The organism is Chitinophaga horti (assembly GCF_022867795.2).
GTDB lineage: Bacteria > Bacteroidota > Bacteroidia > Chitinophagales > Chitinophagaceae > Chitinophaga > Chitinophaga horti.
On the sequence record NZ_CP107006.1, the window covers coordinates 5,726,546 to 5,751,742 of the forward strand.

The 25,197-nt window shown below is 48.1% G+C and carries 24 protein-coding genes; 15 read left to right on the forward strand and 9 right to left on the reverse strand.

What is annotated here, in order from left to right; genetic code table 11:
* Positions 1 to 35: 35 nt before the first annotated feature.
* A complete protein-coding gene (locus MKQ68_RS23230) occupies positions 36 to 662 on the reverse strand; it encodes a helix-turn-helix domain-containing protein (RefSeq protein ID WP_264281151.1) in 627 nt (208 codons plus the stop codon).
* A gap of 125 nt (positions 663 to 787) precedes the next feature.
* On the opposite strand from MKQ68_RS23230, the gene MKQ68_RS23235 reads away from it, so the two are divergent.
* The 8 genes from MKQ68_RS23235 (at position 788) to MKQ68_RS23270 (ending at position 11,308) form a co-directional block, all read left to right on the forward strand.
* On the forward strand, positions 788 to 1,030 hold the full coding sequence (locus tag MKQ68_RS23235) for a hypothetical protein (protein ID WP_264281152.1): 243 nt from the start codon (positions 788 to 790) through the stop codon (positions 1,028 to 1,030).
* Positions 1,031 to 1,133: 103 nt separating this feature from the next.
* Positions 1,134 to 1,415: a hypothetical protein gene (locus MKQ68_RS23240; protein ID WP_244836667.1), complete on the forward strand. Its 282-nt coding sequence runs from the start codon at positions 1,134 to 1,136 to the stop codon at positions 1,413 to 1,415.
* A 318-nt stretch (positions 1,416 to 1,733) separates the two neighbouring features.
* On the forward strand, positions 1,734 to 2,147 hold the full coding sequence (locus MKQ68_RS23245) for a hypothetical protein (protein ID WP_244836668.1): 414 nt from the start codon (positions 1,734 to 1,736) through the stop codon (positions 2,145 to 2,147).
* Positions 2,148 to 2,335: 188 nt separating this feature from the next.
* Positions 2,336 to 5,152 (forward strand): carbamoyl-phosphate synthase large subunit, encoded by a 2,817-nt coding sequence (gene carB, locus MKQ68_RS23250; RefSeq protein ID WP_264281153.1) that lies wholly within the window; start codon positions 2,336 to 2,338, stop codon positions 5,150 to 5,152.
* A gap of 164 nt (positions 5,153 to 5,316) precedes the next feature.
* Positions 5,317 to 7,386, forward strand: coding sequence for a ComEC/Rec2 family competence protein (locus tag MKQ68_RS23255; RefSeq protein ID WP_264281154.1), 2,070 nt, complete (start codon positions 5,317 to 5,319; stop codon positions 7,384 to 7,386).
* Between the two features lie 15 nt (positions 7,387 to 7,401).
* Positions 7,402 to 8,916 carry a bifunctional phosphoribosylaminoimidazolecarboxamide formyltransferase/IMP cyclohydrolase gene (gene purH, locus MKQ68_RS23260; protein WP_264281155.1) on the forward strand — a complete coding sequence of 505 codons (1,515 nt, stop codon included), beginning with the start codon at positions 7,402 to 7,404 and terminating at the stop codon, positions 8,914 to 8,916.
* A gap of 363 nt (positions 8,917 to 9,279) precedes the next feature.
* Positions 9,280 to 9,864, forward strand: a complete 585-nt coding sequence (locus tag MKQ68_RS23265) for an RNA polymerase sigma factor (RefSeq protein ID WP_264281156.1) — start codon at positions 9,280 to 9,282, stop codon at positions 9,862 to 9,864.
* A 4-nt stretch (positions 9,865 to 9,868) separates the two neighbouring features.
* Positions 9,869 to 11,308, forward strand: a complete 1,440-nt coding sequence (locus MKQ68_RS23270) for a carboxypeptidase-like regulatory domain-containing protein (RefSeq protein ID WP_264281157.1) — start codon at positions 9,869 to 9,871, stop codon at positions 11,306 to 11,308.
* 3 nt (positions 11,309 to 11,311) lie between these two features.
* Here the strand turns inward: MKQ68_RS23270 and MKQ68_RS23275 are convergent, their stop codons facing one another.
* The 7 genes from MKQ68_RS23275 to mutY form a co-directional block, all read right to left on the reverse strand.
* Positions 11,312 to 12,664 (reverse strand): LutB/LldF family L-lactate oxidation iron-sulfur protein, encoded by a 1,353-nt coding sequence (locus tag MKQ68_RS23275; RefSeq protein ID WP_264281158.1) that lies wholly within the window; start codon positions 12,662 to 12,664, stop codon positions 11,312 to 11,314.
* 94 nt (positions 12,665 to 12,758) lie between these two features.
* Positions 12,759 to 13,337 (reverse strand): DUF3109 family protein, encoded by a 579-nt coding sequence (locus MKQ68_RS23280; protein ID WP_264281159.1) that lies wholly within the window; start codon positions 13,335 to 13,337, stop codon positions 12,759 to 12,761.
* Positions 13,338 to 13,346: 9 nt separating this feature from the next.
* The gene (gene gldD / locus MKQ68_RS23285; RefSeq protein ID WP_264281160.1) at positions 13,347 to 13,943 is read right to left on the reverse strand and encodes a gliding motility lipoprotein GldD; all 597 of its coding nucleotides are present in this window, start codon (positions 13,941 to 13,943) and stop codon (positions 13,347 to 13,349) included.
* 6 nt (positions 13,944 to 13,949) lie between these two features.
* Complete coding sequence (locus tag MKQ68_RS23290) at positions 13,950 to 14,891, reverse strand: transporter associated domain-containing protein (protein ID WP_349773830.1); 942 nt, start codon at positions 14,889 to 14,891, stop codon at positions 13,950 to 13,952.
* Entirely contained in the window at positions 14,825 to 15,295 is a 471-nt protein-coding gene (locus tag MKQ68_RS23295; RefSeq protein ID WP_264281161.1) for a DUF21 domain-containing protein, read from the reverse strand. The genes MKQ68_RS23290 and MKQ68_RS23295 overlap by 67 nt, the downstream gene beginning before the upstream one ends.
* Positions 15,296 to 15,424: 129 nt before the next feature.
* Positions 15,425 to 15,892, reverse strand: a complete 468-nt coding sequence (locus MKQ68_RS23300; RefSeq protein WP_244836681.1) for a single-stranded DNA-binding protein — start codon at positions 15,890 to 15,892, stop codon at positions 15,425 to 15,427.
* A 370-nt stretch (positions 15,893 to 16,262) separates the two neighbouring features.
* On the reverse strand, positions 16,263 to 17,264 hold the full coding sequence (gene mutY / locus MKQ68_RS23305) for an A/G-specific adenine glycosylase (protein ID WP_264281162.1): 1,002 nt from the start codon (positions 17,262 to 17,264) through the stop codon (positions 16,263 to 16,265).
* 293 nt (positions 17,265 to 17,557) lie between these two features.
* On the opposite strand from mutY, the gene MKQ68_RS23310 reads away from it, so the two are divergent.
* The 4 genes from MKQ68_RS23310 (at position 17,558) to MKQ68_RS23330 (ending at position 22,470) form a co-directional block, all read left to right on the forward strand.
* Positions 17,558 to 17,845: an HU family DNA-binding protein gene (locus MKQ68_RS23310; protein WP_029464490.1), complete on the forward strand. Its 288-nt coding sequence runs from the start codon at positions 17,558 to 17,560 to the stop codon at positions 17,843 to 17,845.
* Between the two features lie 24 nt (positions 17,846 to 17,869).
* On the forward strand, positions 17,870 to 18,715 hold the full coding sequence (locus MKQ68_RS23315; protein ID WP_264281163.1) for a tetratricopeptide repeat protein: 846 nt from the start codon (positions 17,870 to 17,872) through the stop codon (positions 18,713 to 18,715).
* Positions 18,716 to 19,157: 442 nt separating this feature from the next.
* Positions 19,158 to 20,708 carry an Rne/Rng family ribonuclease gene (locus MKQ68_RS23325; RefSeq protein WP_264281164.1) on the forward strand — a complete coding sequence of 517 codons (1,551 nt, stop codon included), beginning with the start codon at positions 19,158 to 19,160 and terminating at the stop codon, positions 20,706 to 20,708.
* A 118-nt stretch (positions 20,709 to 20,826) separates the two neighbouring features.
* Positions 20,827 to 22,470 carry a L,D-transpeptidase family protein gene (locus MKQ68_RS23330; protein ID WP_264281165.1) on the forward strand — a complete coding sequence of 548 codons (1,644 nt, stop codon included), beginning with the start codon at positions 20,827 to 20,829 and terminating at the stop codon, positions 22,468 to 22,470.
* An 8-nt stretch (positions 22,471 to 22,478) separates the two neighbouring features.
* On the opposite strand, the gene MKQ68_RS23335 is transcribed toward MKQ68_RS23330, so the two are convergent.
* Entirely contained in the window at positions 22,479 to 23,231 is a 753-nt protein-coding gene (locus tag MKQ68_RS23335; protein WP_264281166.1) for a CPBP family intramembrane glutamic endopeptidase, read from the reverse strand.
* A 189-nt stretch (positions 23,232 to 23,420) separates the two neighbouring features.
* Between MKQ68_RS23335 and MKQ68_RS23340 the strand changes: the two genes are divergently transcribed.
* The 3 genes from MKQ68_RS23340 to tsaB are packed head-to-tail and all read left to right on the forward strand — an operon-like array spanning position 23,421 to position 25,195.
* Positions 23,421 to 23,801 (forward strand): RidA family protein, encoded by a 381-nt coding sequence (locus MKQ68_RS23340; protein ID WP_264281167.1) that lies wholly within the window; start codon positions 23,421 to 23,423, stop codon positions 23,799 to 23,801.
* Between the two features lie 28 nt (positions 23,802 to 23,829).
* Positions 23,830 to 24,534, forward strand: a complete 705-nt coding sequence (locus tag MKQ68_RS23345) for a 3-hydroxyacyl-CoA dehydrogenase family protein (RefSeq protein ID WP_264281168.1) — start codon at positions 23,830 to 23,832, stop codon at positions 24,532 to 24,534.
* A complete protein-coding gene (gene tsaB / locus MKQ68_RS23350; protein WP_264281169.1) occupies positions 24,437 to 25,195 on the forward strand; it encodes a tRNA (adenosine(37)-N6)-threonylcarbamoyltransferase complex dimerization subunit type 1 TsaB in 759 nt (252 codons plus the stop codon). The genes MKQ68_RS23345 and tsaB overlap by 98 nt, the downstream gene beginning before the upstream one ends.
* Positions 25,196 to 25,197: the final 2 nt, after the last annotated feature.

A 25,197-nucleotide genomic window follows, 5' to 3' on the forward strand; every position in this document is an offset into this window, starting at 1 on the left:
GCCCATATCCGTTCGGGTTAGTATCATGCGGCTGGCTATTTACCGGGTTGACCACTTTGTGCGCGCAATTGTTCCACCTCTTTTCGCAGTGCTTCCATTTCTTCCTCTGCCCGGCGCATGGAGTTTTGGTGGGACTGCGTGAGTTTTTTGTAATCTTCCAGGCAACCGTAATATTTATCGCGCCAGGCGTTCGCGTCATTATAACCGATACCGGCATCAAACACACCTTTGGGGCTCAGAAATTCTGCCAGCGACATATCCAGTCCCGGTAAAATCTTGCGCAGCTGGTCCGTTGTAAGCGTATCCTTTTCCAACAGGTTGTAAAGCGCGCGGCGGCTAAGTCCGATACGTTCTGCCAGCTTCGTTTTGTTCATTCCTTTTTGTTCGATGATGAGCAACAGCTTCTTTCCGTGATGCGTTTCTTCAGACGCCTCCGCCACCGGTTGATTCCAATTGTAAAATGTATCCAACGTGATGTTGATAACTTCACAAAAGTTGGCAAGTGTTGATCTTTTTATCGATTCTTTTCGCAGGTAATAATGCGCGATCTGATTGCTGAAATCCAGGCGGCGCGCGAATTCTATCACTTTGATACCCTTGTCTTTAAGTATCTGTTTTAACCTCGCGCCTTCGTTTACAATATTTTTGTGAGCAACATTCAATGTAAATAAATTTTGGTATAATTGTGTATTCGATAAAATTTACTTTTGACAATAATATTATCAATATAAGGTTTTTATTTACACCAGGATTGCCATAATACCGGTTTAATCAAAACATTTACATTATGCAAGCAAAGAAAATTTCATCCAGCAACCTCCTACAGGATACGCATACACGCTTACTGAACCTCGCAAGATCGTTCAGGGAAGCCATCTGCGAGGAGTGCGGTTGGAGCGAAGCAACTTTTTATCGAAAAGCGAAGGGGAAAAACACATTTAGTAATGCCGAAAAAGAAAAAATTGTATCCGTGCTCGAAATACTTCTTAAAGCAGCTGCCGAGCAACAGGAAAAGTACCGCGCCCGCTGAGTGTACAATATCGTAAACATCCCAATGCCGTAACCCGCCTCTACCCACTTTACTCCAATAGCCGACCAGGGACATTTCATTCACAAATTATTATTGTTAAGCCATGCACACTATCCAGGGGACAGCCATACCCGAAGAAAAACTACGCTCCATTGTTTCCCAGTTTATTAAAACCATACATGAAGCAGGAGGAAAGGGTATATCGCACATTACTATTACATTGCACGGATGTGTAAACCAATTTACCTCGGGTAAAAAAACACATACCGTTGCCATTTCAAACACCGGCATTGCCAAAACGCTCTATTACCAGGAGTTAGTTGTTGAAGCGCCAATCCGGAACATGATTACCATCATTGCTTCTCAAAATGATGAAAGCCAGTAAACCATTACAACAACCGAACGCGCCGTGACTGTATCACGGCGCGTTTGATTATATGCATAACAAAAAATGCTGTCGCCTTTCGCAACAGCATCGTGGGTCTCATAGGTTATAGGGATTGAGGGAATAGGCTTAGTATCGTTGACGAATAAACGGAATTCGTTGTTGACGGATGCAAAATATTAATCATATTTGGATTTTTACTATTAGATCGGGAAATTTATTTTCGGAATCGGGAAAAACTTTTCTTTGCGCTGATTTTTAGGATATTCCGGAAAACTTACATATATTGCTCTATCGATATATCTAACGTCCTATCCTATGAAAAAGAGCATCCTCGCCTTATGTGCCTTCCTGCTGCTATTTGCAGGATTTGCCAAGTCTGGAGACACAGCGCCTAAAGACTTTGAAAGTTTCTGGAAGAAGTTGCACACGGCCATCATTAAAAAAGACTATACGACGATCAGTCAGTTCGTGGAATTTCCGTTGGTAGTGGAGATCAGGAAGAACGACAGCAACGTGCAAACCGTGAAAGCGGACGGTTTTCGCGAGTTCTTCAATGATTATTTATCCCGGCCATCAGACGACATGACGCGGTATGAGGCGCTTCGGGCAAAGAAGCAACTGTCCGAGGAAGACCTCACCCTCATTAACGACGGCTCTGCCACGATCGATGATATGGAGTTTCAGAAGATTGGCGGCCACTGGAAGCTGGTATATATTTACGCTGAGTAAAACCCTTGCTATTAGCTCATATAATATTATATAGGTATAAGAAAAAATCTACTTCTATCTTTATTCTGGCATTTTCTTAAAATTTATGTGGTGAAAAACTTTTTTATCCCGTAATTTTGCACGATTTTTTTGTTCGCTGGGGCAGAAGGATCGAGGTTAGTTTTTCATTTTTCAATCGCAATAAGAAGATGCCCAAAGACAACTCTATCAAGTCTGTTTTAATTATCGGTTCGGGTCCTATTATTATTGGTCAGGCCTGCGAATTTGACTATTCCGGCTCTCAGGCGGCACGCTCGCTCAGAGAGGAAGGGATTAAAGTGATATTGATCAATTCTAATCCTGCCACGATCATGACCGATCCTATGATGGCGGATAAAGTTTACCTGCTTCCATTAACGGTGGAGAGTATCGAGCAGATCCTCGAAGAAAACCAGATTGATGCAGTACTGCCTACCATGGGTGGCCAAACGGCACTGAACCTCTGTATGGAGGTAGATGAGCTGGGCATCTGGGAGAAAAACAACGTTAGGCTGATCGGTGTAGACGTAAAAGCGATCAAAAAAGCGGAAGACCGTGAGCTGTTCCGTCAGTGGATGATCGAAATCGGTATCCCGGTTGCGCCTGCCAAAACCGCTAACTCTTTCCTGGAAGGTAAAGAGTTTGCCCAGGAGATCGGTTTCCCGCTGGTAATTCGTCCATCCTTTACCCTTGGTGGTACCGGTGGTGGTTTCGTCCACTCCCGCGACGAACTGGACGAAGCGCTGGACCGTGGCCTGAAAGCTTCTCCGATTCACGAAGTACTCGTAGAAAAAGCAGTGCTCGGCTGGAAAGAGTTTGAGCTCGAGTTGCTCCGCGATAAAAACGATAACGTGGTGATCATCTGTACCGTGGAAAACTTCGACCCGATGGGTATCCACACCGGTGACTCCATTACAGTGGCGCCTGCCATGACCCTGAGCGATACCGCTTTCCAGGACATGCGTAATAAAGCCATCATGATGATGCGCGACCTCGGCAACTTCGCCGGTGGCTGTAACGTTCAGTTCTCCCTCAATCCCGAGAATGAAGAGCTGATCGCCATCGAGATCAACCCCCGCGTAAGCCGCTCTTCTGCACTGGCTTCCAAGGCGACAGGTTATCCAATTGCGAAAATCGCTGCCAAACTGGCCATCGGTTACACGCTGGATGAACTGCAAAACCAGATTACAAAAACAACTTCCGCATATTTCGAACCTGCACTCGATTACGTGATCGTTAAAATGCCCCGCTGGAACTTCGATAAGTTCAAAGGTGCCGACGATACACTCGGTTTGCAGATGAAATCCGTAGGCGAGGTAATGGCCATCGGCCGTACGTTCCCCGAAGCGCTGCAGAAAGCCTGTCAGAGCCTTGAGAACGATGCGATCGGTTTAGGTTATTACGGCAAGTCACTGATGAAGAACGAGCAGCTCATCGAAAAGCTGAAGCGCCCCACCTGGGATCGCGTGTTCCGTATCAAAGACGCACTTATGGAAGGTAACTCCGTGAAAAAGATCCATGAAATGACGTATATCGACCGCTGGTTCCTGAACCAGATCAACGATATCGTGACCATGGAGAAAAAACTTATGGAATACGAGCTGAACGACGTTCCTGAGTTATTGCTGAAAGATGCAAAAACGATGGGCTTCTCCGATAAACAGCTGGCTATTTTCTTCGGCAACTGTGAAGAGGAAGAAGTGTACGAAAAACGTAAAGCGCTCGGCATCGTGCGTACCTATAAAATGGTAGACACCTGCTCAGCAGAGTTCGAAGCGAAGACACCTTACTTCTACTCGACCTTCGATTCTCAAAACGAAAGCGTCGTAACAGATAAGAAAAAGATCATTGTACTGGGCTCTGGTCCGAACAGGATCGGTCAGGGTATCGAGTTTGATTATTGCTGTACGCACGGTCTGCAGGCGATCCAGGAGAGTGGTTATGAGGCGATCATGGTAAACTGTAACCCCGAAACCGTATCTACCGACTTCGATATGGCGAACAAGCTGTACTTCGAACCGGTGTTCTGGGAACATCTGTGGGAAATCATCGAGCTGGAAAAACCAGAAGGTGTGATCGTGCAGCTGGGTGGTCAGACCGCACTGAAACTGGCGAAAACGTTGACAGAAAGAGGCATCAAGATCATTGGTACATCCTTCGACAACATGGATATCGCCGAAGATCGCGGTCGTTTCTCCGACATGCTGAAAGAACTGGGCATTCCTTATCCGAAATATGGTACTGCTTACAATACCGATGAGGCGATCGAAGTAGCTAAAGAAGTAGGTTATCCTGTGCTGGTGCGTCCTTCTTACGTACTCGGCGGTCAGCGTATGCGTATCGTAATTAACGAAGAGGAGCTGGAAGATTCAGTAGTAAGCCTGCTGAAACACCTGCCAGGCAACAAAATCCTGATCGACCATTTCCTGGATCGTTGCCAGGAGGCGGAAGTAGATGCCATCTTCGACGGCGAAGAGTTTCACGTGATGGGCGTGATGGAACACATCGAGCCTGCAGGTATCCACAGTGGTGACAGTAACGCGGTATTGCCTGCGTTCAACCTCACGCCGATGGAAGTAACGACGATGGAGTACTATTCTGAAAAGATCGCACGTGCGCTGAATATTAAAGGTTTGATCAACATCCAGTTTGCTGTTAAAAACGGCCAGGTGTTTGTGATCGAGGCTAACCCGCGCGCTTCCCGTACTACGCCGTTCATCGCGAAAGCATACCAGGTACCTTACCTGAACATTGCTACCAAGGTGATGATCGGCGCCAAAAAGCTTTCCGACTTCACGATCGAGAAAAAGCTGGAAGGTTTTGCGATCAAAGAACCGGTGTTCTCCTTCAACAAGTTCCCAGGTGTGAACAAAGAGCTCGGCCCGGAAATGAAGTCTACAGGCGAAGCGATCCGCTTTATCAAAGACCTGCGCGACCCTTACTTCAGGACGCTCTACAAAGAAAAAAGCATGTACCTGAGCAAGTAACTTGTACAGGTGAATATATTGGAGAGACTGGCCATCCTTTTGGCCAGTCTTTTTATTTTGACATCACTTTTCCTATGAGAGAAGTGAAGCGTTTCGCACTATTTCTCAGCGCATAATATGCGCGCATTCCCGTAATTTCATATCGAGTTAAAAGATTGATATGAATGTTTGTTCCCCTCTTCAAAAGCGCGCCGTTCGTGCGTTTGCTGCCGCCGTTCATTGCTGGTATCATGGTGCAGCAGTACTGCCTGTATACATTGCTGCCGATGCTTTTATCGTCATTGAGTATTCTCGTTCTGTTAGTCGTTTCATCCTTGCTGCCGATGCGTATCCGCTTCCAGGTGAAGAAGTGCCAGGATGTTCTGACGGTGTTACTCGCCGGGCATATGGGGATGCTCTCGGCTTATGCCTATGACATACGTCATGCGCCACATTGGGTGGGTCCATTGGAAAAGGATAGCTGTGTGCTACAGGTAACATTGCTGGAGCCATTGGTGGAGAAACGCGCGTCATGGAAAGCATTGGCGGCCGTGAAAGGCCGTGTTGTCGATGGCGTAGTTCGGCCGTGCCAGGGTTATACCATATTGTATTTCGCGAAAGATAGTGTGAAGCCACTGTTAGACTATGGGTCAATATTGCTCGTGCGCAACAAACTGCAAAGAATAAAAGGAGCGGGTAACCCGGGTGCATTTGACTATGGAGTTTACTGTGCGAGGAGTAATATCTATCACCAGGCATACTTGCATGAGAGCGACTGGAGGCGGCTGCCCGGTAGGGACGAGCGGCGGGTGATGCGTTGGCTCCTGGAGGTGAAGCAGTATTGCCTGACACTGGTCCGCAAGCACGTTGGTGGGCCGGAAGCGGGCCTTGCACAGGCGTTGCTAATCGGTTATCGTGATGAAATGGATGAGGAGGTGGTGCAGGCGTACACGAATACAGGCGTCGTTCACATAATCGCTATTTCGGGTTTACACCTTGGATTAATATATGTGAGTCTTGTTTGGCTGCTGAGTTGGATGCCTGGCGGGCGGGCTTCATCGCTTTTGAAGGTGGTCGTGATCTTAATCGTATTGTGGGGCTTTTCCATAGTGACTGGCGCGTCGGCTTCTGTGCTTCGTTCAGCCGTTATGTTTACGATGATCGCGATCGGGCAGTTCGTGCTGGTCCGGCATACGAACATCTTTAATACCCTGGCGGCATCGGCATTCCTGTTACTGTGCTACAATCCGTGCTTTATAATGGATGTGGGTTTTCAGTTGTCGTACCTTGCCGTTTTGAGCATCCTGATCTTTTATAAACCATTGTATGGACTTTGGGAAATAAGGGCGACGTGGCTGGATAAACTATGGCAAATGGTGGCCGTCACGTTATCGGCGCAGTTGCTGACTATTCCGATATGCTTGTATTACTTCCACCAGTTCCCTAATTTTTTCCTGCTGGCTAACCTGGTCGCCGTGCCGTTGTCCACCATCATCCTGTATGCGGAAATTTTCCTCGTGGTATTTGGAAGTGTCAGCGTTTTGGGGCATTGGCTAGGGTGGGCCGTCAGTTGGGGCATTAAAATAATGAATGGTGTCGTGGTCTGGGTCAATGGATTGCCCCATGCGGTCAGCGACAACTTGTGGTTAGGCGGTACGGAGGCTTTGCTGCTGTATATGTTGACCGGCTGCTTTGCCATTTGGTGGCTCTTGAAGAAGCGCTATGCGTTTTTCGCGGTGTTGGTGTGTTGGGTGGGACAGGCGGCCATACGGACCTGGCATCAGCTGTATGCGCAGCAGCAACGGATGATGATCGTGTACAATATTCCGGGCAGCAGTGTGCTTGGATTTATAGAGGGGCAACGTCAAATGCTGCTGGGAGATACAATTTCACCAAAGCAAACAGCCTTCCATCTTCGTCCTGCGCACATGAAATATCGTATGTTAAATGACAGCGTGGCTGGCTTTCTCCGCGAGCGAAATGTGCTTCAATTTTACCATATAAGATGTGTGTTGATAGATGGGCGCGTAAATTATCAACCATCTTCCCACAAGCTCAAAACAGATTATGTTTTGATGTTACATAATCCGTCGGTAAGTATCAGCCAATTATCAGAACAATTTGAATTTTCGGCGGTTATATTTGATGCATCGAACCAGGCGAAACGCATTCGGAACTGGAAAAATGAATGCAAGGCGCTAACTTTGCGCAGCTTTTCGGTCCCGGAGCAAGGGGCTTTCGTTTTAAATCTCTAATAACTAATACCATTCATGCAAAAGCAAATCAAATCTGCGTTGATCTCCGTTTTCTATAAAGATAACCTGGAGAATATTGTTAAGAAGCTCGGAGAGCAGGGTGTAACTATTTATTCCACAGGCGGAACTCAGCAATTTATTGAAGCTCAGGGCGTGAAGTGTGTTGCAGTAGAGGACCTTACAGCATATCCATCTATTTTGGGCGGCAGGGTAAAAACCCTTCACCCGAAAGTATTCGGTGGCATTCTTGCCCGTCGCGAAAACGGCCAGGACCTCGAACAACTGAAACAATACGAGATCCCCGAAATTGACCTGGTGATCGTAGATTTATATCCGTTTGAAGAAACCGTAAAGAGCACTACAGAAGAACAGGCGATCATCGAGAAGATAGATATCGGCGGCGTTTCGCTGATTCGTGCGGCCGGTAAAAACTTCAAAGATGTAGTGATCGTGGCTTCAAAAGATCAGTATGCTGAACTGGAGCAGGTACTGAATGATGGTAAAGGAGCGACAACCCTGGAGCAACGCCGTAGCTTTGCAGCAAAAGCGTTTGAGGTGTGTGCACATTATGATGTAGCTATTTCAGGCTACTTCCTGAACAACGAGTCTTCTGCTTACTTCCAGGTATCTGCGCCGCAGGGACAGGTATTACGTTATGGAGAAAATCCTCACCAACAGGGCGTTTTCTATGGCGATCTGAACGAGATCTTCGACAAACTGCATGGTAAAGAGCTTTCTTACAATAACCTGGTGGATGTTGACGCTGCTTGTCAGCTGATCGCTGAATTTAACGACACTACTTTCGCGGTGATCAAACATACTAACGTTTGCGGTATCGCATCTCGCGCCACACTGGAAGAGGCCTGGACTGCCGCCCTCGCCGGCGATAAGGAAAGTGCTTTCGGCGGCGTGCTGGCTTGTAACAAAGTTGTAGATGCAGCCACTGCGAAGGCCGTGAACGAAATATTCTTTGAAATCCTGATCGCTCCTGGTTTTGAACCGGCTGCGCTGGAAATACTGCAGACTAAAAAGAACCGCATCCTGCTGCTGCAGAAGCAACCTGTAAAGTCTAAGTACATGTATAAAAATGTGCTGAACGGCGTACTGGTTCAACAAAACGACGAAGGCAGCTACGTAGAATGGAAAGACGCAGGCGCTGCTCCTGCAACCGCTGCGCAGAAGTCAGACCTGGAGTTTGCTAATATTGTTTGCAAACACCTGAAATCTAACGCCATCGCATTGGTGAAAGATCGCCAGCTTGTAGGCAAAGGTTGTGGCCAGACTTCCAGGATCGACGCGCTCAGGCACGCCATCGAAAAAGCGAAACAGTTCGAATTTGAGCTGAAAGGTGCAGTAATGGCATCTGACGCTTTCTTCCCGTTTGATGATTGTGTTCGCATCGCTTACGAAGCTGGTATCACCGCTGTAATACAGCCAGGTGGCTCTATTCGCGATAACGATTCGATCGAATATTGTAAGCAACATGGCATGGCGATGGTGATCACCGGTATGCGTCACTTCCGTCACTAGTAATGGTGTCCGGGTTGTGTGCCGGATAATATATTTAAGGGCTGAAACAGTTCACCGCACGACTAAGTTAGCGTGGGGTGAGTGTTTCAGCTTTTTTGTTGTGGCTGCCTAAGGGTAGTCTGCGTAGCTTAGGGACGCGAGGTCTTCCCTGGCGTTAGTGCTGTCGCGGGCCGGAGCATTGACGAAGGCTGCGATCCAATGGGGCAACGATTCCGCCGTTAAACATTCCGTAATGCCGCGTCATGGTAGCCACAGGTCGAACGTCCGCTCTTCCCTGATCGGAGATCCTGTCCGGTGCCACACAGCCAATCATCCCCATTTTCACAAATATTACCGGAAATTTTATAGTATTGTAACTAACAGATGAATTTTTTGCGCCAACATACAAGGCCGGAGGCAGATGATGCTGCACTCATCAGGGAGTACAAGACGGAAGGCCGGCTCGACACCCTCGCAGTGCTGTATCAACGTTATATGGAGCTGGTGTATGGGGTATGCCTCAAATACCTGGATGCCGAAACCGCCCGCGATGAGGTAATGCTTATTTTCGAGGAGTTAATCATCAAACTGAAACAGCACGAAGTGCAAAACTTCAAGAGCTGGCTGCACGTCCTCACGAGAAATCACTGTCTCATGAAGTTGAGAGCCGCCAAAGGCCGCGAAGGACTAGAAGTTTCATTCGACGATCGCCCTGTTATGGAAAACGGCGAAAATTTTCATCATGAAGCAGAAACTGGCCCCAGTCTTGAAAATAACCTGCAGGCCATGGAAAAATGCCTCGAAACGCTGCCCGACGAGCAAAAGCGGAGTGTAGACTTATTTTATCTCCAGGAGAAAAGCTACCGTGAGGTGGAGGCAATAACAGGATATGATTTGAAAAAAGTTAAAAGTTATATACAAAACGGTAAAAGAAACCTGAAACTCTGCATGGAGAAACAAGCAGTGTAACAGCATGACGGAACGCGGAAAACATATAACACCCACAGCGGAACTCATCCGGCAGTACCTCGAAGGCACACTGGACGACCGTACCATGCACGCACTTGAAAAGCAGGCGCTCGACGATCCGTTTTTGGCAGATGCGCTCGACGGTTTTGCCACCGAGCCGGCCGCGTTGGCTCCCGGGCACGTTGAAGACCTGCATGCACGCTTAGAACACCGCGTAATTCGCCCCGCAGCCGCCAAAGTACGTCGTATTAATTACTATTGGGCCGCTGCTGCCGTATTCCTGGTGCTTTTTTCCGGTGGGCTGTACTGGATGATGCAGCCAACACAAAAGGCTGCGCTGGTCGCTACACAACGCCACGTGCAGGATTCTGTAAACCCGGTAAGTAACACCGTAGCGCCGCCGGCCGCCGAATCCGAAGCGCTACCGCCAGTAGCGGCTACCCAGGACAAGGTGAAAGTGGAGGAGTGGGCAGCGTACGATAAGTCTTCGCCCGGCAATGAAGACCAGGTTGTCGCGAAGTCGGAGGCCGGTACTCCGTCGTCGAACGCGGCCCCGGCCCCGGTTACTCCGCCCGCGAAACTTGAAAATATAGAAGAGCCGAAAGCCGCTTCCGCCCGCAAAAAGGAGGCAGCAGCGGAAATAGTCCTGGCACAACGAAACGCACTCGCGTCTATGCAGGCAAAGCAGGAAGTGGATAGTCTCCGGATAGCTTCCGCAGCCCTATCCGCGCGGCAGCTCCGTGATTCGCAGGCTACCGTCGCCGTCATGCTGGAAGGAAAGATGGCAGGTGTGACGCTCAGCGAAACCGCCGTCAATAAAAATAAACGCGTGATTAAAGGTCGTGTTTCAGACCTGGGCGATAACCCGCTGCCTGGCGTCACTATCTTCCAGAAAGATACCCGAAACGCCGTATCCACCGACAATAAAGGGCAGTTTGAAATCGAGCTGGACAGCACACATGCTGCCGATCTGGCCTTTAACTATATCGGATACGAACAGAGAGGCTTACGTCTGCGACCCAACGAAAATGAGGTGAGTGTAACGATGTTCGAAAACAAAGCCGCTTTAAACGATGTCGTAATCGTCGGTTACGGCACACAAAAGAAAAAAGCGAGTGTGCCAATCAATCCACCCCGCCCGAAAGACGGGTATATGCAATATGACGACTATCTGTCATCCAACACCAAGTATACACAGCATATGAGCCTGGCTGGCGTAAACGACAGTGTAGAAGTGTCGTTCGACGTATTCCGCGACGGTAGCCTGGGTAACTTCAAAATAGAAAAAGGATTAGACCTTGCCCGGGAAGTAGACAAAGCCGCGCGCGAGGAAGCCATCCGCGTGATCAAAGAAGGTCCCAAATGGGCACCGGCCTCCAATAACAAGAAAACGAGGGTAAAAGTATTTGTGAAGTTCAAGCCAGGAAGTAAGGGTCGGAAATAAAAACTATTTGCGACGCTCTTTCCATTGTTGGTTGAAGGATTTACCGGCGAATACAGGCATCTCACGATCACTGCCCCAGGCTTTTCCGAACAACTTGCCGATCACCAGGTTTTTAATCCTGCCGCTGGCCATATTCATCATCTTACGGCTTAAGCAAGCCTGTTTCCATCCATACCAGCCTAATTTTTCGCCACCAGACGTATGATTTTCATCTACCGCGCGATGGCGGTTATGCAATAACAGTTCGTGCAGGTTGATACGCACGGGACAAACTTCTGTACAATTACCGCAGAGAGACGAGGCAAAACTCAGGTGCATGTAATCATCCATTCCCTGCAGGTGTGGCGTAATCACCGATCCGATTGGCCCGCTATAAGTCGTGCCATAAGTATGTCCGCCTACGTTTTTGTAAACGGGACAGGCGTTCAGGCAGGAGCCGCAACGAATGCAGTACAGGGCTTCGCGCGCCTCTACATCCTGCAGCAGGTTGGTACGGCCATTGTCCAGGAGGATCACATACATTTCGTCCGGACCATCAGTTTCACCTTCCTGGCGCGGACCAGTAAAGATCGTATTGTAAGATGTTACCTTTTGGCCAGTGCCATACGTGGCCAGTAGCGGCCATAGAAGTGCAAGGTCCGTCATTGCCGGCAGTACTTTTTCTATACCAACGATAACTATATGCGTTCTGGGGAAAGCGGTGCTCAGCCTGGCGTTGCCCTCATTTTCGGTAACAGCGATGCCGCCTATTTCCGGAATAATGAAGTTGGCACCAGTAACACCAATTTCTGCTTGTATGTATTTTAACCGGAGTTTTTCGCGGGCCACCAGTGTAAGCTGCTCGGGCGTAAGATTCGGTTCCGTGCCGAGTTTCTCTTCGAACAGGCGGGCAACGTCTTCCTTACTTTTATGCATGGCAGGCGTTACAATGTGGTACGGCGGTTCGCCATCCAGCTGCTGAATATATTCGCCAAGATCTGTTTCTACGCTTTCGATACCGTTTTGCTCGAGGAAGTGGTTGAGGTGGATTTCCTCTGTCACCATGGATTTGCTTTTCACCACAGTTTTACATTGCTTCTCGCGACAGATGTTCAGGATTTCCTGTTGCGCCTGTTCAACCGTTTCGGCCCACAACACTTTGCCCCCACGTTTAATGAGGTTCATCTCAAAGTCTTCGAGATACTTATCGAGATTCTCGATGGCTCTCCACTTAATATTTTTCGCACGTTCACGAGCCATGGGCAGTTCTGCAAACTGGTGTTTGCCGTTCTTTACTGCCGCATTGTACTTTCCGATGTTGAAGTTGATAGTGCCGCGATGTTTGAGGTCAGCAGCTTTCTCCTCACTCTTCTCCAAAAAGTGGTTGCCGTCTTGTTCATAATGTTTGGGTAGTATCGATCCGTAAAGATAGAGAACTTATAGATAGCAACAGTCTTGATTTACAAGGTCGTTATATCTCGTTCTCATATTGCTTGGTAGCAATTCTGTCCAGCACTTCATAAAATTCCGTGCCATACTTACGGGTAATCGCTTCTTTCAAGAAACGGTAAACGGGAACTTTGAGCTTATTTCCGTTTTTACAGGCAGCTTTGCAGATGTCCCAGCGGTCGTAATTCACTGCCTCAAAACTTTCATATTTCGTAACGCGAATGGGGTAAAGGTGGCAGGAAATGGGTTTCTTGTAATCAATCACGCCGTCGTAGTAAGCCTTTTCTATTGCGCAGCCTACAACGCCTTGCTCATCGATGTGAGCATATGCGCAGATCGCGCCATTCACAATCGGCGTTACATATCCATGTTCCGGGTCAATGGTGTGGAGTCCTGTCTTTTCAATTTCGCGAATGCCTTCTTCGCGCAGGTATGATTTAATTTTCGGATAAATTGCCTTCAGGATTTTCAGTTCTGCTTCCTCTAACGGCGCGCCACAATCTCCGGCAACGCAGCAAGCGCCTTTGCAGGCGTTCAGGTTGCACACGAAGTTTTTTTCCACCACCTCGTCACTGATATATTTATCGTCAATCACTATCATAATGCAAAGTTACCGCCATTTCAGCGTTCCGACAAGGTGTTCCATGTCGGCTTGCAGGAATTGTATGACCGGAGCGAGCGAGTCCGCATTGGGCGCCGCATAGAAGTATAGCGCGCCGCGCAGGAAATGCCGGGTAGAGTCTGTTACGAAAAACTGTTTGGCCGACGCTGCGTTACCGCCCACGTCGTAATATAGTCCGAAGGCATTATTGGGCGTGGCAATGTCCCGCTCGTTAATAAACTCGGCCTTGTAAGTGTGTTTGTAAGTAAGCCGGAAGGCGTCGTTCACCAACTGTTCGATGGAGTTTTTGCCCCCGATCGTTTTATAGCTCAGGTAGATCTTACTGTTCAATTCCGGGAATTCCAGGTTAATCCAATACGGATTTTCAGGTGCAGCGTCGAAGAAAACAGTGTCTTTGACGATTTTGCTGTAAGCCGGGTACTCGAAAGTGTAAGGATACCCCGGCTCGTCAAATACCTTATATTCCTTCTGTGGCAGGGGAATTTCGAAGTAACCCTTGGGTTTTGGGGTAAACGTCTGTTGGCAGGCACTTGCGGCAAATAGCAGTGCCAGAACCCCTAAAATCGGATAGTATCGTTTCTTCACGGAAAATTATTCTGTTTCTATGCCATGTTTGATGCTCACCTGTATCTTCTGGATACGCATTTTATTTACTTCCAGCACGGTAAAGTCATAGGCGCCATAACTGATCACGCTGTTCTCTTCGGGAAACTTGCCCGAAATTTCCAGCAGCAGGCCACCCAGGGAATCGCTTTCTCCCTTTACCTGCTCGAATGTGTCCGGCGCAATGTTCATAATGCGGCAAACGTCATTCAGCATGGTCTTACCTTCAAAAACATAGGTGCGGTCGTCCACTTTATTAAAATTGAACTCGTCTTCGTCAAATTCGTCCTTAATATCGCCGATTACTTCCTCAATAATGTCCTCCAGGGTTACAATGCCGGAAGTGCCGCCAAATTCGTCTACCACCACTGCAAAGTGCATATGGCGGGTCTGGAATTCGTTCAGCAAGTCTTCGATAAGCTTATGTTCGTGTACGAAAAACGGTTGGCGCATCACTTCGTGCCAATCGAAATTACCGGACTTGCCCAGGTGAGGCAGCAGGTCTTTCGTATGGATGACGCCAACGATGGTGTCGAGGTTGTTTTTGTATACTGGCAGGCGGGAATAATGCAGGTCGGCCACCTGTTTTACTACCACATCAAAGTCAGAATTATATTCGATGCCGCTCACGTCCAGGCGGGTGCGCATGATCTGTTTAACGGCGATGTTGCCGAACTTCAGGATGCCACGAACAATGTTTTTTTCTTCCTGCGAGGCATCCGGGTCCACGCTCATGGCGATTACTTCGTCAATTTCCTGGTAGTTTACCGGTTTGGTGCTCCGGTGGAACAGGCGGCTCTCAATACCATCGCTCAGGCTCACAAAGAAGTCGCTGATCGGCTCCAGGGTAGCGTGAATGATGTTTACGAACCAGGCGAAGTAAGTCGCAAAACGGATATTGTTCTGAGCCGCCCATACGCGCGGAAGTATCTGTCCAAAAAAAGTAAAACGATCGTAATGAGCGCAATACGCACTACAGCCGACAGTACCTGGAGGCTTTGCAGGGCCTCCATCTGGTTAATCAGGTAGTTGGTAATAAAGATGAACGCGATATTGAGCAGGATATTCGATATCTGTAACGACGCCAGCAGCGATTTGGGCTTCTCCAGCAACTTGGTAATGAGTTTACCGCTTTGGTTCTGACGGGTTTTGAGTACGTTCAGGTCCTTATAATTGAGGGAAAAGAAAGCTACTTCCGCGCCGGATACGATGAAGGATAGGAGCAGAAGCACGAAAATAACAAGCAGGAACACCACCAGGTTGGGTGTAGGAGTTGCGAGCTCCTGTAGTAGGATAGTCTCCGTAAAAGTAATGCTAGCCGGATGGTAAGCCAAGTGATAACGCTTTGGTAAACAATCAAAAATAATGGGAAAGTAATTCAGGTCGTTAGATCGAATCGCTTTCCCGTATGCAAATATATGGAATGTATTAATGCGAAATACCCAGGCATTCCCTCGATAAGGTTAAAAAGGAAGGTCGTCTGCCGGTTCGTTGATCGGCGGTATTTCCAGGCCCGGATAGCCTTCGCCGCCGGATTGTGTACCCCCTGAAGAGCCGCCCTGGTGGTGGTGAATGGCATGTTCGCCATTGTTCACATCCATGCGTTTGTCGAGCATAACAAGATTATCGCCCACCACTTCGGTGGCAAATTTCTTATTGCCTTCCTTGTCTTCCCAGCTACGGGTGCGCAGGCGGCCTTCTATATAAACGAGACTTCCTTTATGGAGGTACTTCTGGGCCAGTTCGGCCAGGCCTCTCCATAAAACAACCGTATGCCATTCAGTTTGGGATATCAGTTTTCCAGCCCTGTCCTTAAATGTTTCTGTAGTAGCGAGAGAGAACTTGGCTACGGCAATGTTGCCTTCGAGGAATTGCACGTCGGGGTCTCTGCCTAGATTGCCAATCAGAATCACTTTATTAACACCTCTCATGATTGTAGGTTTTAATCTGTTGTTAAAAATTCTTCCTGTAATCAATCAACCTTTCTAAAGTTAATGCTTTTTTCAGATCATAACATAAAATTTTCGTGCCAAACAGACTGTGGTTCTTTATTCCCGCGAATTTTAAGTGCAGGTTATCAGCAGCAGTTTCACTAATCATCCCCCGTTGTGTCACTCACTTGTGCGGCAACGCCCTACTCCTCATAGCGAGGGAGGAGCAGTCACCCTCTTAAACGGTCTGCATTCCTGCCTTATGCTTCCACCGCCAAGCCAGTAACGGAGGTCCGGCTCATTGCATTCGCAATGCCGCGGACCCGCCGTTGCAGCCGCTAACTATTTCACTTCTGCTATAAATTGTTGCCTACAGCCACTTCAGGCTTTCGAGGTAACTCACTATCGTCTTTGGAAACGCATATTGATACAGTTCACTGATCGGTACCGCCATAAATCCGTCTAAGGGCGGCAGCTCCTTCTCGAACTGCAGGTGTATAAACCTCGCAAAGATCGTCTGGTGTGTAAGTTGTTGTTTCAGCAGGGGAGAGGTTTGGGTGATCTGATAAGCATATTTTCCGGTCAGTTTTTTAAATTCCTGCGACAAGGCCAGCTGGCCGGGCGATAACTCGTCAGTTGTTTCTAAAAGCACCAGTTCGTGTAAATTTTGCCATATATCTTTCTCTACCCGTTTGCGGATGTATACATAGCCATCATGCACCATTACGAGGTAATTGAAGTGTCTCTTCTTAATTTTTAGCTTCTTTGTTTTAACAGGCAGTTCTCCCACAGTGCCTGTGGCATACGCTTCGCAGTGACTGTTCAACGGACAGTTCGGACAGTCTGGCGATTGCGGTTTGCAAACTACGGCGCCGAAGTCCATGATGGACTGGTTAAATTCAGCGGCGTTGTTTTTGGGAAGCATGTCATCGGCCAGTGCGGTAAAAAGTTTTTTCCCGGCAGTGCTGTCGATGGGCGTGTCGATATTGAAGTAGCGTGCTAATACCCTGTAAACATTGCCGTCGAGCACGGCATGTGGCAGGTTAAAGGCGAAGGAGGCAATGGCGGCGGCGGTGTACGCACCTACTCCTTTAAGTGACACAATACCTTCATATGTATCTGGAAACTTACCCTGGTATGCCGCGGCCACTTCGCGGGCGGCCGCCAGCATATTTTTGCAACGGGCGTAATAACCCAGTCCCTGCCAAAGCCTGAATACCTCTTCATCGGCCGCAGCAGCGAGTTTCAACACAGTGGGGTATTGAGTGGTAAAGCGTTCGTAGTACGGCCAGCCTTGCTCAACGCGGGTTTGCTGGAGAATAATTTCAGAAAGCCATATCCGGTAAGGGTCTTTTTCGCCTTTCCACGGCATCTGGCGGCGGTTTTCGAGTTTGTTCCAGCGTAAAAGAGCGGTCGAAAAAAAATCTTTTTGGCTAATCACGAGAATAAATCTTTATACATTCCAATTTTTTTATATATTCGTGTTCCCGAAACGTCGTTAAATAATGATTTTAAGGGAAGAACTGAAGGGACGGGAGGCTAAAATAACCGATTTTTGGTGGTGTTTATCCATAAGAAAAATTAGTAAATTTTATTCGCTTGAAAATTCAGCATTTAATTTTTTTGAATAACTTTGAAACTAAAGTACTAATCCTCCGCTCTATTATGAGAAAAGCTGACTTAATAAACAACATTGCTGAGAAAACCGGCATACCCAAAGTAGACGTGTTAGTTACTCTTGAGGCCATGTTCAAGGAGGTGAAAGAAGCGTTAGCTAATGGCGAGCATATCTACATCAGAGGTTTTGGCAGTTTTATCACCAAGAAACGGGCCGCGAAGATCGGCCGTAACATCAAAAAGAATGTGGCAGTGGAGATCCCTGAGCACTACATTCCTGCGTTCAAGCCATCAAAAGAGTTTGTTGCCGAAGTAAAGAAACTTAAAAGTTCTTAATTTTGCATCCTAACATTTATTAGGGTGCAGAAATCTCAACTGATTCTTATTGGCGGAGCCATCGCACTGGTGGCTGCCTTGTTCATCTTTGGACGTACGTCTCCTGTGGCCGATAAAAAGGCCGCAGGCGAAGCTATGCCCGGCCAACCGCATTCGGTGGCCGCGGCGAAATTTGAGGATATCCTTCAAAAGGCGAAGGAAAAAGCCCCGGCCGCACAGCTGGCCGAGATCAACAGCCTCGAACATGCTGTTGTAAGGGGCGATGTAAAGACACAGCAGATCGCTGTTAACCGCAAGCTTTACCAAATCTGGGAAAGCCTTAACGAAGAGCCCGTTGCCGCTTATTATGCCGGCGAAGCAGCCAAGTTGGAAAATTCCGAAAAAAGCCTCACCTTTGCAGCCAATTTATTTTTTAAGCATTATGGTCATGCCAAAGATGCTTCTGTGATGAAATGGCAGGCTGAGCAGGCCGTGGAATTGTTCGACAAGGCAATTGCGCTTTCTACTCCTCCCACAATCGACTCACTCAGGTACTATCAGGCCCAGATTCTTTTAGAAACTGGAGAACCCATGACTGCTGTTGCTAAATTGCGCGATATCGTTGCTAACAACCCGGACAACGCCGATGCTCAGATTATGCTGGGTAATATGGCCATCACTTCCGGTCAGTTTGATAAAGCGATCGAGCGCATGGACGGTTTCCTGAAAAGGAATCCTACCAATGCAAAAGCAATGTTTATTCTCGCCGAAGCTTACAGAAGTAAAGGTGATAAAGACAAAGCTATTGAACTATTTAAGCAGTGCCGCGAGTTAATTGCGGACCCAACGCTGGGAGCCGAGATAGACAATTACATAAAAAGTATTAAGTAATACATTATTAAACATTTAAATTTCATTAAGCATGCCTTGCGGAAAGAAAAGAAAAAGACATAAAATTGCTACCCATAAAAGGAAAAAAAGGCTGAGAAAGAACCGCCATAAGAAAGGTAAAAAATAATCCTCCTGTTTCCCGCCATTTATACTAACAGGTATGTTTTTGCGGCGCGACAAGAATTTTTTATACAATACTGCATGATTTTAGCGATTATTCTTAAATTGCTGAAGTCATGCAGGCTGTTTAACTGAAACCTGCCGGCAAAATTTCCGAACACAACCTGTATATATCACTAAACCCTTAAGCGATCTATCATCACACGTTATGTGAGAATGCCAGACAATTACGTCCAACTACTGCGTAATTGGCTACATCCTGCTTTTGAGCTAGGGCATTTACATAAAAGGTGAAGTATTAAATGGTTAAAATTTTGGACCCTTGAATAAGGAACTTATTATTAATGCAGCACCGTCAGGTGTTGAAATTGCATTGCTGGAAGATAAGAAACTAGTGGAGCTGCATCATGAGAGCGGTAACCCAAACTTCGCGGTAGGAGACCTTTACCTTGGAAAAGTAAAGAAACTGATACCCGGACTAAACGCCGCATTTGTTGATGTCGGTTTTGAAAAAGATGCGTTCCTTCATTATACCGACCTTAGCCCTTATGTTCGCTCCATTCTAAAGTTCACGCAGCTCGCCATCAGTGACAAATCGCCGGAAGGATTCGATTTCTCGAAATTCAAAAATGAAGCCGAGATTATCAAAACCGGTAAGATAACCGAAGTATTAGGCGGTAAACCTAATATCCTCGTCCAAATCCTGAAAGAGCCCATTTCTTCCAAAGGCCCCCGTCTCAGTTGCGAAATTTCTCTCCCCGGCAGATTCATCGTACTAACCCCGTTTAACGATATTGTTGCCGTTTCAAAAAAGATTCATTCTTCCGAGGAAAGAAAACGCCTGCAGAAAATAGTGGAAGCGATCAAACCTCCGAATTTCGGGGTGATCGTGCGTACCGCCGCCGAAGGAAAGAAAACAGCCGAACTGCACGAAGACTTAGTTACACTGGTAGAAACCTGGAAAAATATCCAGACGAACCTGCACAATGCACAGCCGCCACAGAAGATCCTGAGCGAGCAAACGAAAACGACCAGCATCCTCCGCGACCTGTTGAACGAAAGTTTCAACCGCATCGTGATCAACGATAAAAACATCTATACCGATACTAAAACGTATATCCAGAAGATCGCACCGGAAAAGCAGGACATCGTATCCTACTACCATAACGGCGCACCCATCTTCGATAGCTTTGGCGTAACCCGGCAGGTGAAGGCATCGTTTGGTAAAACGGTAAACCTGGATAGCGGTGTATACCTTATCATCGAAGCCACGGAAGCGCTGCACGTAATCGATGTGAACAGCGGCTACAAAAGCTCCAGCAACAACCAGGAGCAAAACGCCCTGGCCAGCAACCTCGAGGCAGCAGCCGAAATTGCCCGTCAACTCCGCCTGCGCGATCTCGGTGGCATTATCATCATCGATTTTATCGATATGAAGTTGCCAGAGAACAAGAAAGCGGTGTACGAGGCGATGGAACGTTTCATGGCGCAGGACCGGGCTAAGCATACCATTCTGCCCATTTCTAAATTCGGGTTGATGCAGATCACCCGCCAGCGCGTAAAACCAGAGGTAACGATCTCGGTTGCGGAAGATTGTCCGGCCTGTAAAGGCACTGGTAAAATCGGCGCTTCCATGCTCATCGTGGAAGACATCGAGAAAAACCTGCAGTACCTGCTTAACCACCAGCATAAAGGCCTTAGCATCCGCATCCACCCGATATTGCACGCCTATCTTACAAAAGGATGGCTCAGTTCCCGCCAGTGGAAATGGTATTTCCGCTTTAAGAAATGGATCAAACTCGCGGCCGATTCTAACTATCACCTTACCGAGTACAAGTTTTTCGACGCCAACGACGAAGAAATCAAACTATAGAATAGTAAAACTGCTTTTAACGCGTCCCATCTGTTAAAGATGGGACGCGTTGTTTTATTATATTTATCGAACTAATGCACCCGGTGCCCTGTTATAGGCTTTAACTATTTTATCTTTCATGATTACACGTTCTGTATTGCTCCTTATGTTTGCCGCCATGGCAACGGTATCCTGCCAACGAAATGCTCCTAAAAAGCAGCCAGTGGTAAGGGATACAACACACTATACCCAAGAAGAATACATTTCACTCACGCTTGACAGTAACCTGCTGAATAGTTATCTCGCACGGGATACGCAGTACGCCGAATATATCCGCGACTTTTATCGCCGCAGGGACTTTCACTTTGCATGGATCAACGAATCTGGTGTAACGGAGCAGGCAGGTAGCTTTATCAATATGATGGGTACGGATGCGTCGTACGGTATTGCCGCCGCAGACTCAGTTCTACAGGCAACTTTCGATACGCTGAGCGCTCGTGGCGACAGACTGAGACCTTCCGATACGACTATTCCACGTGCCGAATTGCAGATGACGGCACGCTTTTTCCATTACGCCAGCAAAACCTGGGGCGGATTAACTTCCGATAAAGCACGTGACCTGGAGTGGTACATCCCCCGGAAGAAAATAGACATGGGCAGCCTGCTCGACTCGGTTGTAGCCACTAAGTCGGGCAACATGGCGGGCAAAGAGCCGGTGAACCGCCAATACAACCTGCTGCGCGAACGCCTGGCAAAACTTTCTGCGCAGGAAGGTAAGGGATGGGATTCTATCAAAGCAGATAAGAAAACCTATAAAAAGGGCGACTCGGCAAGGGTGGTTTCCGATGTAAAAGCCCGACTGCTCGTCCTCGGCGACCTACAGCAACAAGACGCGTCGCCGTTATTCGATGTGGCGCTCGATTCGGCCATCCGTACTTTCCAGGCGCGTCATGGGTTAACCGTAAATGGCCAGCTTAACCAAAGCACGCTGAACGCATTGAACGTATCACCCGCCAGGCGCATCCGCCAGATACTGGTGAATATGGAGCGCATCCGCTGGGTACCTGTAGATCCGGGTGGCAATTACATCCTGGTGAACATACCGGAGTTCCGCATGCACATCTATGAAAATGATAAACTGGCGTGGAGCAGCAATGTAGTGGTAGGTACGCCCGCCAACAGCACCGTTATTTTCAGCCGGGAAATGAAGTACGTCGTTTTTGCACCTTACTGGAACGTGCCGCCCGGCATATTGGGCAGCGAAGTATTGCCCGGCATCAAGCGCAGCACGGGCTACCTGGCCCGCCATAATATGGAAGTGGCCGGAGCAAGTGGCAATGTGATCAGCCCGGGTTCGATTAACTGGAGTAAATACACGGCGCGAAATTTCCCCTACATCATCCGCCAGAAACCAGGCGGCGCCAATTCGCTGGGTAAGGTGAAATTCCTGTTCCCGAACGAGTACAATATATACCTGCACGATACGCCGTCCAAAGGGCTGTTTAACGAAACCAAACGCTCGTTCAGCCACGGTTGCATCCGCGTGTCGGAACCAAAACGACTGGCCATGTACCTGTTGCGTAACGACAGTGCCTGGACCGAAAAACGGATCGATGCGGCTATGAATGCGACGAAAGAGCAGTATGTAACGTTGAAGTATAAACTACCCGTGTTCATCGGTTACTTTACCGCGTGGGTAGGCAGCGACGGACAACTCAACTTCCGCGATGACGTGTATGGCCACGATGCGAAACTGGCAGTAATGTTGTTTGGTAAATCGTAACGAGGCATCTAGTTTTTCGCCCGTTGCAGCAGGTAGTAGGCGGGTGGCAGTAGCATACAGGCAGCCAGTATCAGCAGGAAATAAAGCATTTCACTGTTAAGCGCCTCGGCCAAACCGTCGTTGCCGGAGGCCAGCATCGCTACGACGGCCATGTTATATATCACATGTGCGACGATCGGGTAGCATAGCTCTCGTGTACGCAGGTAAAAAAAGCCACATAAAAGGCCCAGCAAAAATTTAGGAATAATAAATGCGGGGTTAAGTGTGGCGATGGCGTATATAATCGTCGTTTGTAACAGCGCCCGCGAAGAGGGATTGGTTTTGAGCAGTGCTTCCAGGATGATTCCCCGGAAAAGTATTTCTTCCAGTATGGGTAATAATAGCGACGATCCGATGATGGCCGCCACAGAATCTGCCTGTACTGTCGCAAAGCTAATGGGCGCGAAGGAGGGCAACGGTATCAGTTTTAATAAAATATCACGCACGACGAAAAGCGCTAAAGGCATCACGATCGCCAACATTAACAGTAAAGGTTGTACCTGCGTACGTGTCTTTATCTGGAAGTTTTCGGACTGGGCAGTCAGCATATAGGTGATGATGACTACGCAGCTAAGGGCGTAGCTCCAAAGACCGGGTTGCAACACGGGTGTAATAAATAAGAGAAACAGTGTGCTGCTGAATATGAACAGCGCAATATAAAGTTTGGCCAGGATGAGCCATGCCGTTTTTAACGGTATTCCGTTTAGGCTGCTAACTCGCATAGTTTAATCAAGGTGTACGGTTCGGGTTACGACAATTATTGTCCTGATTCGCTAAACAGGGGAAATGAGTGTAAAACACGCAAATTAGTATAATTTACCAAGTTGTGCGCCTGTGGCTTTCCACAGTTCCGGAAAGCCAGCAGATCAAAAGGCATGGAAAGCCGCGCCGAACATGTTATTTTTGCCATTATGGAAAAGCAGATCATAAAAACAAGCAACGCACCGGCTCCTATAGGCCCCTACAACCAGGCGATCAAAGCGGGTAATACCCTTTACATTTCCGGCCAGGTGGCTATAGATCCGGTAACCAACGAAGTAAAGAAAGGCGATGTAGTAGCGGAAACGCACCTGGTAATGAAAAACCTTCAGGCTATTCTTACCGAAGCAGGTTATACGTTTGCAGACGTGGTAAAGAGCACCATTTTTATCATGGACATGAACGATTTCGGCAAGATCAACGAAGTGTATGGTCAGTACCTCGATGGAAGCTATCCTGCCCGCGAAACGGTGCAGGTGGCAGGTTTGCCCAAAGGCGTGAGTGTAGAAATATCTATGATCGCCGTAAAATAGCCGGCACTAACACCAAACAATTTTGCGCATGAACGTCCTCGTAATAGGCGATGAGCAGCGCTGGGAAGCGTGGAAGCAGGTTGCCGGAACGGAAAGTACGGAGTGGAAAGCGTTGGTTTCGGAGGTAGGAGATTGGATGCAATACCAGCTGGTAATCGACCTTTCTTTCGACGAATTTCCAAACCGTGTTTTCGTATACCGCGATCTTCCCCACCTGACGGTGTTGGCCAATATGGTTAAAACCTCGTGGAAGATAGTGCAGCAGACAGAAGGAATAAAAATCCCAACTAACGTGTCTGGTATGAATCTTTTGCCAGGATTTATGGACATGAAGGTAAAGGAAGTAACGCTCCCCACACCCGATCATCTGCCTCGTTTACAGGACGCCATGCAGCGTTTGGGATGGGCGTTCGAGGTAGTAGCCGACCAGGCAGGAATGGTGACACCGCGCGTGGTAAGTATGATCATCAACGAAGCCTATTATGCGTTGGAGCAAGAGGTGGCCTCCCGGGAAGATATCGACACTTCCATGAAACTGGGCACTAACTATCCGTACGGGCCATTCGAATGGTGTGAAAAAATAGGCATCCGTGAAGTATTTGGCGTGCTGCACGCCGTACATACCGAAACGGGCAATGAACGATACCGCATTTGTGAACTGCTACGGGCAGAATACTTTCAGCAAATGGAAGCGCTCGTGGCCAACAGTGAAAATAGTGGCGCTGATACTTAATATCGATACTGCAACCAGCATAGGTTCCGTTTGCCTTGCGAACGATGGAGAGGTGTTGCAACTTATTCGTAACGCCGAACAAAAGGACCACGCAGCCAAGCTGCCATCCTTCATTCAGCAGGTGCTGGATGCCGCGCGCATCACTGCACGTGACCTGGATGCGGTGTGTGTAAGTGCCGGCCCAGGATCATATACCGGACTACGTGTAGGCGCCGCCACGGCTAAAGGCTTGTGTTATGCCTGGCGCAAACCTCTCATTGCAATTAGCACACTTAAGATGATGGCAAGTGGAATGATCAATACCGCAAAAGAACGGGAAACCTTGTATTGCCCCATGATCGACGCCCGCCGAATGGAGGTTTTCACCGCAGTATACGATGCAGGCCTTCAGCCCTTGTTAGCCCCGCAGGCACTCATCCTCGATGATAGCTCCTACAGCGAATGGCTTAAAACAAAACAAGTATTGTTTTTTGGAGATGGTGCCGCTAAGTGGCAACCAGCGCTGGCGCACGAGCCCAATGCACTTTTCCCCCCATATGAGATTTCCGCCGCACATATGGCCCCCCTCGCCGATAAGGCATTCGGTCAAAATGATTTCGAAGACCTGGCTTATTTTGCCCCGCATTATCTGAAAGCCTTTTTCCACCCGGGAAGCAAATAAGT

Excerpts from the sequence above, each read along its gene's own strand:
- MKQ68_RS23235 (WP_264281152.1), top strand. The coding sequence starts at position 788 with ATGCAAGCAAAGAAAATTTCATCCAGCAACCTCCTACAGGATACGCAT.
- MKQ68_RS23240 (WP_244836667.1), top strand. The coding sequence starts at position 1,134 with ATGCACACTATCCAGGGGACAGCCATACCCGAAGAAAAACTACGCTCC.
- MKQ68_RS23245 (WP_244836668.1), top strand. The coding sequence starts at position 1,734 with ATGAAAAAGAGCATCCTCGCCTTATGTGCCTTCCTGCTGCTATTTGCA.
- carB (WP_264281153.1), top strand. The coding sequence starts at position 2,336 with ATGCCCAAAGACAACTCTATCAAGTCTGTTTTAATTATCGGTTCGGGT.
- MKQ68_RS23255 (WP_264281154.1), top strand. The coding sequence starts at position 5,317 with ATGTTTGTTCCCCTCTTCAAAAGCGCGCCGTTCGTGCGTTTGCTGCCG.
- purH (WP_264281155.1), top strand. The coding sequence starts at position 7,402 with ATGCAAAAGCAAATCAAATCTGCGTTGATCTCCGTTTTCTATAAAGAT.
- MKQ68_RS23265 (WP_264281156.1), top strand. The coding sequence starts at position 9,280 with ATGAATTTTTTGCGCCAACATACAAGGCCGGAGGCAGATGATGCTGCA.
- MKQ68_RS23270 (WP_264281157.1), top strand. The coding sequence starts at position 9,869 with ATGACGGAACGCGGAAAACATATAACACCCACAGCGGAACTCATCCGG.
- MKQ68_RS23280 (WP_264281159.1), bottom strand. The coding sequence starts at position 13,337 with ATGATAGTGATTGACGATAAATATATCAGTGACGAGGTGGTGGAAAAA.
- MKQ68_RS23300 (WP_244836681.1), bottom strand. The coding sequence starts at position 15,892 with ATGAGAGGTGTTAATAAAGTGATTCTGATTGGCAATCTAGGCAGAGAC.
- mutY (WP_264281162.1), bottom strand. The coding sequence starts at position 17,264 with ATGCCGTGGAAAGGCGAAAAAGACCCTTACCGGATATGGCTTTCTGAA.
- MKQ68_RS23310 (WP_029464490.1), top strand. The coding sequence starts at position 17,558 with ATGAGAAAAGCTGACTTAATAAACAACATTGCTGAGAAAACCGGCATA.
- MKQ68_RS23330 (WP_264281165.1), top strand. The coding sequence starts at position 20,827 with ATGATTACACGTTCTGTATTGCTCCTTATGTTTGCCGCCATGGCAACG.
- MKQ68_RS23335 (WP_264281166.1), bottom strand. The coding sequence starts at position 23,231 with ATGCGAGTTAGCAGCCTAAACGGAATACCGTTAAAAACGGCATGGCTC.
- MKQ68_RS23340 (WP_264281167.1), top strand. The coding sequence starts at position 23,421 with ATGGAAAAGCAGATCATAAAAACAAGCAACGCACCGGCTCCTATAGGC.
- MKQ68_RS23345 (WP_264281168.1), top strand. The coding sequence starts at position 23,830 with ATGAACGTCCTCGTAATAGGCGATGAGCAGCGCTGGGAAGCGTGGAAG.
- tsaB (WP_264281169.1), top strand. The coding sequence starts at position 24,437 with ATGAACGATACCGCATTTGTGAACTGCTACGGGCAGAATACTTTCAGC.